The organism is Pseudoalteromonas sp. EB27 (genome assembly GCF_001974875.1).
In the GTDB taxonomy this organism is placed as follows: Bacteria; Pseudomonadota; Gammaproteobacteria; order Enterobacterales; family Alteromonadaceae; genus Pseudoalteromonas.
In genome coordinates this window covers 108,836-117,834 of sequence record NZ_MTQD01000001.1, presented here as the reverse complement: position 1 = coordinate 117,834, position 8,999 = coordinate 108,836, and the positions used below count along the sequence as shown (strand labels likewise).

12 protein-coding genes are annotated in these 8,999 nt (G+C 40.1%); 9 read left to right on the top strand and 3 right to left on the bottom strand.

The window, feature by feature from the left end; translation table 11 throughout:
* Window positions 1–13 precede the first annotated feature (13 nt).
* The 3 genes from BW142_RS00550 to flgA all read right to left on the bottom strand — a co-directional run bounded on the left by BW142_RS00550 (window position 14) and on the right by flgA (window position 1,542).
* The gene (locus BW142_RS00550; RefSeq protein WP_007581855.1) at window positions 14–445 is read right to left on the bottom strand and encodes a flagellar protein FlgN; all 432 of its coding nucleotides are present in this window, start codon (window positions 443–445) and stop codon (window positions 14–16) included.
* The gene (gene flgM, locus BW142_RS00545) at window positions 438–758 is read right to left on the bottom strand and encodes a flagellar biosynthesis anti-sigma factor FlgM (RefSeq protein ID WP_007581856.1); all 321 of its coding nucleotides are present in this window, start codon (window positions 756–758) and stop codon (window positions 438–440) included. Before flgM ends, BW142_RS00550 begins: the two co-directional genes overlap by 8 nt.
* Before the next feature lie 76 nt (window positions 759–834).
* Window positions 835–1,542 carry a flagellar basal body P-ring formation chaperone FlgA gene (flgA, locus tag BW142_RS00540; protein WP_076923542.1) on the bottom strand — a complete coding sequence of 236 codons (708 nt, stop codon included), beginning with the start codon at window positions 1,540–1,542 and terminating at the stop codon, window positions 835–837.
* 140 nt (window positions 1,543–1,682) lie between these two features.
* On the opposite strand from flgA, the gene BW142_RS00535 reads away from it, so the two are divergent.
* From BW142_RS00535 to flgH, 9 genes are all read left to right on the top strand, one after another.
* On the top strand, window positions 1,683–2,615 hold the full coding sequence (locus tag BW142_RS00535; RefSeq protein WP_007581858.1) for a chemotaxis protein CheV: 933 nt from the start codon (window positions 1,683–1,685) through the stop codon (window positions 2,613–2,615).
* A gap of 20 nt (window positions 2,616–2,635) precedes the next feature.
* Window positions 2,636–3,466 carry a protein-glutamate O-methyltransferase CheR gene (locus tag BW142_RS00530; RefSeq protein WP_024599234.1) on the top strand — a complete coding sequence of 277 codons (831 nt, stop codon included), beginning with the start codon at window positions 2,636–2,638 and terminating at the stop codon, window positions 3,464–3,466.
* Between the two features lie 145 nt (window positions 3,467–3,611).
* Window positions 3,612–4,019 (top strand): flagellar basal body rod protein FlgB, encoded by a 408-nt coding sequence (gene flgB / locus BW142_RS00525; RefSeq protein ID WP_010553246.1) that lies wholly within the window; start codon window positions 3,612–3,614, stop codon window positions 4,017–4,019.
* A gap of 5 nt (window positions 4,020–4,024) precedes the next feature.
* Complete coding sequence (gene flgC / locus BW142_RS00520; protein ID WP_010553247.1) at window positions 4,025–4,456, top strand: flagellar basal body rod protein FlgC; 432 nt, start codon at window positions 4,025–4,027, stop codon at window positions 4,454–4,456.
* 13 nt (window positions 4,457–4,469) lie between these two features.
* A complete protein-coding gene (locus BW142_RS00515; protein ID WP_024595787.1) occupies window positions 4,470–5,150 on the top strand; it encodes a flagellar hook assembly protein FlgD in 681 nt (226 codons plus the stop codon).
* A 59-nt stretch (window positions 5,151–5,209) separates the two neighbouring features.
* The gene (flgE, locus tag BW142_RS00510) at window positions 5,210–6,580 is read left to right on the top strand and encodes a flagellar hook protein FlgE (RefSeq protein WP_007581862.1); all 1,371 of its coding nucleotides are present in this window, start codon (window positions 5,210–5,212) and stop codon (window positions 6,578–6,580) included.
* Between the two features lie 157 nt (window positions 6,581–6,737).
* A complete protein-coding gene (locus BW142_RS00505) occupies window positions 6,738–7,481 on the top strand; it encodes a flagellar basal body rod protein FlgF (protein WP_007581863.1) in 744 nt (247 codons plus the stop codon).
* A 21-nt stretch (window positions 7,482–7,502) separates the two neighbouring features.
* On the top strand, window positions 7,503–8,291 hold the full coding sequence (gene flgG, locus BW142_RS00500) for a flagellar basal-body rod protein FlgG (protein ID WP_002959420.1): 789 nt from the start codon (window positions 7,503–7,505) through the stop codon (window positions 8,289–8,291).
* Between the two features lie 16 nt (window positions 8,292–8,307).
* Entirely contained in the window at window positions 8,308–8,991 is a 684-nt protein-coding gene (flgH, locus tag BW142_RS00495; protein WP_024599232.1) for a flagellar basal body L-ring protein FlgH, read from the top strand.
* The last annotated feature ends 8 nt before the right edge of the window (window positions 8,992–8,999 follow it).

The following is an 8,999-nucleotide window of genomic DNA, read 5'->3' as shown; positions in this document are numbered from 1 at the left end:
TAAAATTTTGGGCTTACGCTTTTAAATTACGAACCAATTTACTCTCGGTATTTACAGATTTACCGGCTTGATCGTAGGTCATTGACGTTGGTGCGCCAATTAATATCTCTTTTAATTGTTTAACACTAAGTTGCGCTTGGCGGGCAGCATGAGCATTAACATTATTTTGTTTTTGGCATTGCGCAAGTTGAGTTTTAACTTGGCTTATTAGCTCAGATATTTCAGGGTTTTGTGAGTCGTTACTGGCAATAAGCTTACTTAGCTCTTTATCAAGAGTGCTTAGCTTAGTTAAAAAAGACATTTTTTGTTGGGTAATTTCTTTTAAACCAGCGCCACGTCGTGAGGCAATAGCAGTAAGCTCGTCGTTTAATAGCGCGTGCAAAGAGTCTAAACAACTTACTTGTTGGTTTAGTTTTACGCTAATTAAACTATTATGATCAGCCATACACGTTAAACTCAAAATCAGCTAAGTTTTTAGCAAGCTTTTCACTGTCCACTTGATATTTACCTTCGGTTATTGCTTTTTTAAGCTCAGCAACTTTATCGCTATCAAAGCCAGACGATTGCTGTGCTTTATCTTGAAGCGTTTTTAATTGCTGCGCTTGCGGCGTCAAGCTTACAGAGTCACTTGCTGCTTTAGGCGAAGGAGTCTGCGTCGCTTGTGTATTAGCATTATCTTTTTTTAAATCAACTTGTTGCTGCTTTGCATTTGTAAGCGCATTAGCTTGTTGATTACTGCCATTAACTTGATTAACCATAATAATAAACCCGTATATTACCCAACTTATGCCATGTTATCGGCATATACGTGGGATACTTTAGTATAAATCTAAATTAAATATTCACTTGAACAGACTCTACACCATCTACTCGCGCATTTAAAACTTTACCTGATTTTTTGTTTTTTATTTGTATCTGTTCGCCCAAAGTACCGTCTTCTAAAGCAATACCTGTGGTTTTAATTCTAAGGCCTCTGAGATTAGCGTAAATATTAACAGAGTCACCTTTGCACACCATACAAATTTGGTTTAGTAATACTGGCATACCACTTCTAATATTTCGTTTACTTCTGCTGCCTATTAGTATTGTGGGGTCATCTAAGTACTGTATTCGTACAAAGTGAGTTGGTTTCATTTCAATACTTAAATGCGATTTAGTTATTACTTCACCGCGGGTTAAATTAGCAGTAGCAACAACAACTGGAGCCATTTCAACAACTCTTACATGAACGTATTGAGCCCACGTTTGCGCATCATTGCACTTGGCTTGTAAGGTTACTTGGCGGTTAAATGGTGGCTCATCGGATGTTGATAATTCAAGCTCAGTATTACAGACACGATCAGGAATGCGACTATCTAAAGGCAGTGCACTTAATTGAATATTAGTATTTTGTAATGTACCAACCTGCTTACCTATGTAAGTGACGGCCATGTCTTGTAATAAATCTTTACTAAACACTTTAGCGTGCAAAGGGAATGCAAAGCACAAGCTAGTAACAAAATAAAAAACACTGTATCTTCTGATTTTTTTTAACAAACTCATAATGTTTCGACTATGCTTATGGTTTCAAACAGGGTATAAATATTTTGCGTCAAAAAGTAGACGCACCCGCGATGTTATGTAGCTTTATAAATAGAAAGCAATTATCGTTCCGTATTATTTGTTTTCTTTAGGAGATTTGAATGGCAGGCATTTTAGACTCAGTAAACCAACGCACACAGTTGGTTGGGCAGAACCGCCTAGAATTACTTTTATTTAAGCTCAGAGGGCGTCAGCGTTTTGGTATTAATGTATTTAAAGTGAGAGAAGTGCTGCAATGCCCTCCACTAACAAGCATGCCAAAATCTAATCCGTATATTCGTGGTGTTGCACATATTCGTGGTCAAACTATTTCAGTAATCGACTTATCGATGGCTGTAGGTGGGCGCCCAATCGACAACATTAAAGACAGCTTCATAATCATTGCTGAATACAATCGCTCTGTACAAGGGTTTTTAGTGGGCGGAGTTGAACGTATTGTAAATATGAATTGGGAAAAAATAATGCCACCGCCATCAGGCGCCGGACGTTATTCATATTTAACGGCAGTGACCGAAATCGAAAATGAATTAGTCGAAATTCTCGATGTAGAAAAAATTCTCAACGAAATTTGCCCAGTAAACACAGAAGTAAGTGCTGAAGTTGCACAAAGTGGCGATATTCAAAAAGATTTAGGCGAACGTATCGTATTTATTGCAGACGACTCTGCTGTTGCGCGTAATCAAGTTAAACGTGCCCTAGAGCCGTTAGGCGTGCAAACAGAGCTTGCCAAAAATGGTAAAGAAGCACTTATAAGATTAAAAGAAATAGCAGAGCTTGATTGTAAAAACGATATTACTGAGCGGGTAGCATTACTCATCTCAGACGTTGAAATGCCAGAAATGGACGGCTATACCTTAACAGCTGAAATAAAAGCAGATCCCAAACTTGCACCTTTGCATGTTATTTTGCATACCTCTCTGAGTGGTGTTTTTAACCAAGCGATGATTGAAAAAGTAGGGGCTGATGACTTTATTGCTAAATTTAACCCAGACGAATTAGCAACAGCGGTTAAAAAGTGGGTTCATTGTGATTAACAAAAATAGGTGCTACTAACTTGAATAATAAAGATTTGCAGCAAAGTGAATACGACCAGTTTCGTTCATTTTTAGAGCAGCAATGCGGCATTGTTTTAGGTGAAAATAAACAGTATTTAGTTAAAAGCCGACTTGCTCCGTTAATGACTCGATTTAATGTGGGATCTTTGTCAGAGTTGGTTAGTAAAACACTTGGGCCTCACGAGCGGCAATTAAGAGCCGCTGTAGTTGATGCAATGACCACAAACGAAACGTTGTGGTTTAGAGATCAATACCCATTTGAGTTGCTCCAAAATAAGCTTTTTCCTGAGTTTAAAGACTTAAGGAGGCCTTTAAAAATTTGGTCTGCTGCCAGCTCGTCAGGACAAGAACCCTATTCAATAGCTATGTCAGTAGCTGAATTTAACGCCAAGCAACCAGGTGTGCTTCGTATGGGGGCACAAATTATTGGTACCGATATATCTAATACCATGCTTGATATGTGTAAAAATGCAGAATATGACGCGCTTGCACTTGCCAGAGGGTTATCTGCAGAGCGTCGTAAAAAGTTTTTTAAAGACAGCGGCAATGGTATGGCACAAGTAAACGATACAATAAAAAAACAAGTTAGTTTTAGGCACCTAAATCTGCTTGATTCTTACGCGTTAATGGGCAAGTTTGATATTATTTTTTGCCGTAATGTACTTATTTACTTTGCGCCTGAAATAAAAGCTAAAATTATTAATCAGTTTGCACAAGCATTAAACCCAAAAGGGTATTTGTTTTTAGGCGCGTCAGAGTCCCTAACAGGCCTAAGTACTGAATATGATATGGTTAGATGCAACCCCGGTATCATTTACCAAAAGAAATAACTAAGTTAATCCATTTCCCTAAAACGACGCCCTCAGCGTCGTTTTTCTATTTAGATACATAACCTTATAAAAATATAACACTTCCTAATATTAATGGCTTATTTTTTGCTTTATTCATGGGTAAGTCAATTTTTTGGAGAAGGTTATGGCTATCAGTTTTGATAAAGCATTAGGTGTGCATCCGCAAGCCATGTTGATACGTTCACAGCGAGCAGAATTAATTGCAACTAATATAGCTAACGCTGATACGCCTGGCTATAAAGCAAAAGATATAGACTTTGCCTCAGCTTTAAAAGCGGCAAGGTCAACTCAGCAAAGCGGCAATACTATGGTAAGAACTAATGATAAACACATTGGTGGAGGTACTCATAGTATGGGCAGCTCTGAATCATTTCGTTTGCCAAATCAATCAGATACAGGCGATGGTAACTCGGTTGATATACAAGTGGAACGAAACTTGTATACACAGAATGCTATGGAGTATCAGGCCAGCTTGCAATTTTTAAGCGGCAGATTCAAAGGTCTGAATAAAGCTCTCGGTAGTCAAGGATAAAAATTATGAGTTTATATAATGTTTTCGATATTGCAGGTTCGGGTATGAGCGCACAAAATGTTCGCTTAAATACCACAGCTAGTAATATTTCTAATGCTAATACCATTAGTTCATCTCAAGACAAAACGTACCGAGCGCGCCAACCTGTATTTGCGGCTGAGCTAACAAAAGCTTCAGCATCAGCAAGTAACCAGCAGGGCTCCGCAGTTGGTGTTAAAGTTTTGGGCATTGTTGAAAGCGATGCTCCATTACAAATTGAATATAACCCAAATCATCCAAGTGCGGATGAAAATGGCTATATCTATAAACCCAACGTTAATGTTGTAGAGGAGATGGCAAATATGATTTCTGCCTCTCGTTCTTACCAAACAAACGTGCAAGTTGCTGATGCAGCAAAGCAAATGCTAAGTAAAACACTGTTGCTAGGGCAGCGGTAACCGGGGGTAGGTTATGAGTAACGATATTAGTACATCTTCATCCTATTTAGACTCTATACGCTGGCAAGAGCAACAAGTTGCTACCAGTGATACTGAGAGTGATGCGTTAACACAAGAAGACTTTTTCTCTTTGTTAACTCAGCAATTATCGTTTCAAGATCCCAGTAACCCTGCGGATAACGATCAAATGATTGCTCAAATGACGAGCTTTACAATGGCGCAAGGGATCAGCGATTTAAATTCAAATTTTGATAGCTTAGCGTCATCTATGACATCAAATTCAGCATTGCAAGCATCAACACTTGTTGGCAAGCAAGCTTTACTTGAGTCAAACACCTTAGATTTAAATGAAACGGGTGATGCCAGAGGCTCGGCAGTGGCAGAAGAAGCCGTTGATAACTTAAAAATTAAAGTGACAGATGCATCAGGTCAGCTAGTAAGAACTATTGATATGGGTTCTCAATCAGCAGGTGCAGTTCGCTTTGCGTGGGATGGCAAAAATGAAGCCGGTGAGCGTTTACCTGAAGGTGAATATTCAGTAACCGCTGAAGGAAGCACTGACGGTGAATTTTCAAGCTTGCCCATTGCTACATTTAAAAACATTGAAAGCGTTAATATTAATGGCTCAAGTGGCATAATTATTAACACTAAAGAAGGTGCGGTTAGGCTGACAGATGTAGCAGAAATCGCGTAATAAATTTTAGTATTTTTCGCCTGCTAGCAGGCCACAGACTAACAGGTTAGAGGTGAATTATGAGCTTCAATATTGCATTAACCGGCCTTGCTGCCGCGCAAAAAGATTTAGACGTAACGGCAAATAATATTGCAAACGTTAATACCACAGGTTTTAAAGAGTCACGCGCTGAGTTTGCCGATGTTTACGCTTCATCAGTATTTAGCTCTGGTAAGACTAAAAATGGTGACGGTGTGCAAACAACCATGGTTGCGCAGCAGTTTCACCAAGGCTCACTGCAATTTACAAATAACTCACTTGATTTAGCAATCACTGGTGAAGGTTATTTTGCGATGACCGACGATTTATCTTCGCAAGATTTAACATATACACGTGCGGGTGCATTTAAGCTTAACCAAGATAACTTTATGGTTGACGCAAAAGGTAACTTTTTACAAGCATTCCCAGTTGATTCATCTACAGGTGATACAACGTCGGTAAGTTTGAGCACAACTGATCCAATTCAAATCCCTGATTCGTCTGGTTCTCCTCGCGCAACCGAAAATGTATTTTTGTCGTTTAACTTAGATGCAACGGCGGATCCATCAGGTCTAGATTTTGACCCTACGTCTAGTGGTACTTATAACTCATCTACGTCAACAACAGTATATGATTCACTAGGTGAACCTCATATTTTACAATACTTTTTTGCTAAAGAAGATGATGCCGCAGCAGGTGGTACAGATAACAGTTGGGAAGTATACGCAACACTCGATGGCAAAGTAGTTGATGGCACAACTGGTGGAGAACAAACAACGACACCTTATACACCACTGACTACCCTAGGTTTTAACTCAAGTGGTTTGCCATCAACAACAGGTGGTGTGGCAAATACAAATACAACTACTTTTGATGAAATACTACTGCCAGCGGGTTCTGGTGCTGGTTTATCAACATTACTAGACAATGGTGCAACTTTCCCAGGTACTGGTATTGAGCTTAACTGGCGCGATGAAAATAACACGGCAGGACGTATCCCAACTCAGTATTCAAGTGGTTTTGAAGTAAAAGCACTCGATCAAGATGGCTCAACAGTTGGTCGTTTAGCCGGAATTGATATAGGCACAGATGGTAAAATTGTCGCCTCTTACAGTAATGGCGACTCAACATTTTTAGGCCAAGTGGCTATGGTACGTTTTCCAAACTCACAAGGGTTATCACAAGTGGGTGATACAAGTTGGAAGCAAAGTATTGATTCAGGTGAACCTGTAGCAGGTGAAGCTGGTTCGGGGACGTTTGGTGGAATTAACTCATCAGCACTTGAGCAATCAAATACTAACCTTACTAATGAGCTTGTAGACTTAATTACTGCACAGCGTAATTACCAAGCAAACTCACGTGCGCTTGAAGTTAACTCAACAATTCAGCAAAGTATTTTGCAGATTCGATAAGTTAAACCCCATTGAATATATTAGGCTGCATTTTTGCAGCCTTTTTTATAAGTCCTCTTTGTAAGCCCTTCTAAATACCTCTCAATGTTGTGTCAAATTTAATCTGGCACCTATTTTGCATTTATAAGTTCAGAGATTTTTTATGTGAGTCGATACTATGGACAAAATGGTCTACATTGCGGCCTCTGGCGCTAAGCAAAGCCTACAAGGGCTTGCGCTTAAAGCCAATAATTTGGCGAATGCAAATACAACAGGATTTAAAGCCGACTTTGCGCAGGCGCGTTCTATGCAAGCGTTTGGCGAAGGTTTGCCTACCCGTGTATTTTCAATGCAAGAGCGTCCGGGTTCTAACATGGTATCGGGTGGCATTGTTCAAACCGGGCGCGACTTAGATATCGCGATGAGCGATAACGCATGGCTTGCTGTGCAAGATGCCTCCGGTAATGAAGCTTACACAAAAGTGGGTACGTTAAACGTTACTGCTCAAGGCATGCTCGTAACCAGCCACGGTCGTCAAGTTATTGGCGAAGGGGGACCTGTTATTTTACCCGTCCCAGTCGAAAAAATAGGGTTTAGTCAAGATGGCGCTATTCAAGTTCGACCACAGGGTGCTCCCGCTAACTTTTTAGAAGAAATAGATACGCTTAGAGTGGTAGAAGCAAATAGCTCACAGCTCGAAAAAGGTAACGATGGTTTATTTAGACCAAAAGCAAATGTAACAGTAGATACCTCTGCCAATGTAAAAGTTTTAAGTGGTTCGCTTGAAATGTCGAATGTGAACCCTGTTCATGAAATGGTCGACATGATAAGCCACCAGCGCCAATTTGAATTACAAGTGAAATTAATGAAAACAGCTGAAGAAATTGACGAGCGTCAAGATCAGTTATTACGCATAGTTTAACTTTAAAGTGAGGACACGATTATGAATCCAGCATTGTGGATCAGTAAAACTGGGCTAGACGCTCAACAAACCGATATATCGGTTATTTCAAATAACTTAGCGAATGCGAGTACCGTAGGTTACAAAAAAAGCCGCGCTATATTTGAAGATTTACTTTATCAAAATATTAATCAACCAGGTGGTCGTTCATCGCAAGATACCGAAATGCCGTCGGGTTTAATGTTAGGTGCGGGTGCTAAAGTTGTAGCTAACCAAAAAGAGTTTACGCAAGGCAACATGTTGACCACCGAAAACTCACTAGATTGGATGATTTCTGGCGAAGGCTTTTTTGAAGTACTGCAACCAGATGGCAATATTGCTTACTCGCGCAATGGTCAGTTTACTACTGATGGCGATGGACGAATTGTAACATCGGGCGCTGGTTACGTTATTCAGCCAGAAATGAATGTACCTGATGACGCGCAATCAATTACAGTTTCGCAAGACGGCGAAGTATCTGTACGTGTCGCAGGTCAAGCCGATAACGTTGTAATTGGTCAGCTAACAATTAGTGACTTTATTAATCCATCAGGCCTTGAGCCAATTGGTCAAAACCTTTATACCGAAACCGCTGTAAGTGGTGCACCGGTACAAGGTAACCCAGGTGTTGAAGGGTTAGGGAGCATTATTCAAGGCTCACTTGAAACTTCAAACGTAAATGTAACTGAAGAGCTAGTAAATCTAATTGAAACTCAGCGTATTTACGAAATGAACTCAAAAGTAATTTCGGCCGTTGACGAAATGATGAGTTACATCAATCAACAGCTTTAATAGAGTAGGGGGAATTATGCGTAATATTATTTTATTTGCAGCGGGCACATTATTTTTAAGTGGCTGTATGTCTACGCAAAATAGTGAAGTAGTGCAGGACGACCCTTACTACGCTCCTATGTACCCCGAGCCTATTTTAGAGCCGCTGGTAGCCACAGGTTCATTGTTTAATACTCATACATCAAACGACTTATATTCTGATAAAAAAGCGCTACGTACTGGCGATATAATCACGGTTAAGTTGCAAGAGTCTACTCAAGCAACAAAAGCTGCCAAAACAGAAACAGACAAAGAAACTGAGGCAAGCTTAGACCCCGTTATTGGATTAGGTGGCCTACCTGTCAATATAGGTGGCGATAGCATTCAGTTTGGTATTGGCAGCGATTCGTCGTTTACAGGCGATTCAAAGTCAAACCAGTCAAACAGCTTAGTGGGCGATATTTCGGTTAATGTAATGCGCGTTTTACCTAACGGTAATTTAGTTATACGCGGTGAAAAATGGCTAACGCTTAATACCGGCGAAGAGTTTATTCGTTTAGAAGGGCTCGTACGCCCTCAAGACGTAAGTGCCGATAATACGGTGGAATCAAACCGTATTGCTAATGCACGTATTCAATACTCAGGTAAAGGGCAAACGCAAGAAGCGCAAAGTCCTGGTTGGCTTACACGTTTCTTTAGCAGTTCGCTGTTTCCATTTTAGAGGGTAAC

Excerpts from the sequence above, each read along its gene's own strand:
- BW142_RS00550 (WP_007581855.1), bottom strand. The coding sequence starts at position 445 with ATGGCTGATCATAATAGTTTAATTAGCGTAAAACTAAACCAACAAGTA.
- flgM (WP_007581856.1), bottom strand. The coding sequence starts at position 758 with ATGGTTAATCAAGTTAATGGCAGTAATCAACAAGCTAATGCGCTTACA.
- flgA (WP_076923542.1), bottom strand. The coding sequence starts at position 1,542 with ATGAGTTTGTTAAAAAAAATCAGAAGATACAGTGTTTTTTATTTTGTT.
- BW142_RS00535 (WP_007581858.1), top strand. The coding sequence starts at position 1,683 with ATGGCAGGCATTTTAGACTCAGTAAACCAACGCACACAGTTGGTTGGG.
- flgB (WP_010553246.1), top strand. The coding sequence starts at position 3,612 with ATGGCTATCAGTTTTGATAAAGCATTAGGTGTGCATCCGCAAGCCATG.
- flgC (WP_010553247.1), top strand. The coding sequence starts at position 4,025 with ATGAGTTTATATAATGTTTTCGATATTGCAGGTTCGGGTATGAGCGCA.
- BW142_RS00515 (WP_024595787.1), top strand. The coding sequence starts at position 4,470 with ATGAGTAACGATATTAGTACATCTTCATCCTATTTAGACTCTATACGC.
- flgE (WP_007581862.1), top strand. The coding sequence starts at position 5,210 with ATGAGCTTCAATATTGCATTAACCGGCCTTGCTGCCGCGCAAAAAGAT.
- BW142_RS00505 (WP_007581863.1), top strand. The coding sequence starts at position 6,738 with ATGGACAAAATGGTCTACATTGCGGCCTCTGGCGCTAAGCAAAGCCTA.
- flgG (WP_002959420.1), top strand. The coding sequence starts at position 7,503 with ATGAATCCAGCATTGTGGATCAGTAAAACTGGGCTAGACGCTCAACAA.
- flgH (WP_024599232.1), top strand. The coding sequence starts at position 8,308 with ATGCGTAATATTATTTTATTTGCAGCGGGCACATTATTTTTAAGTGGC.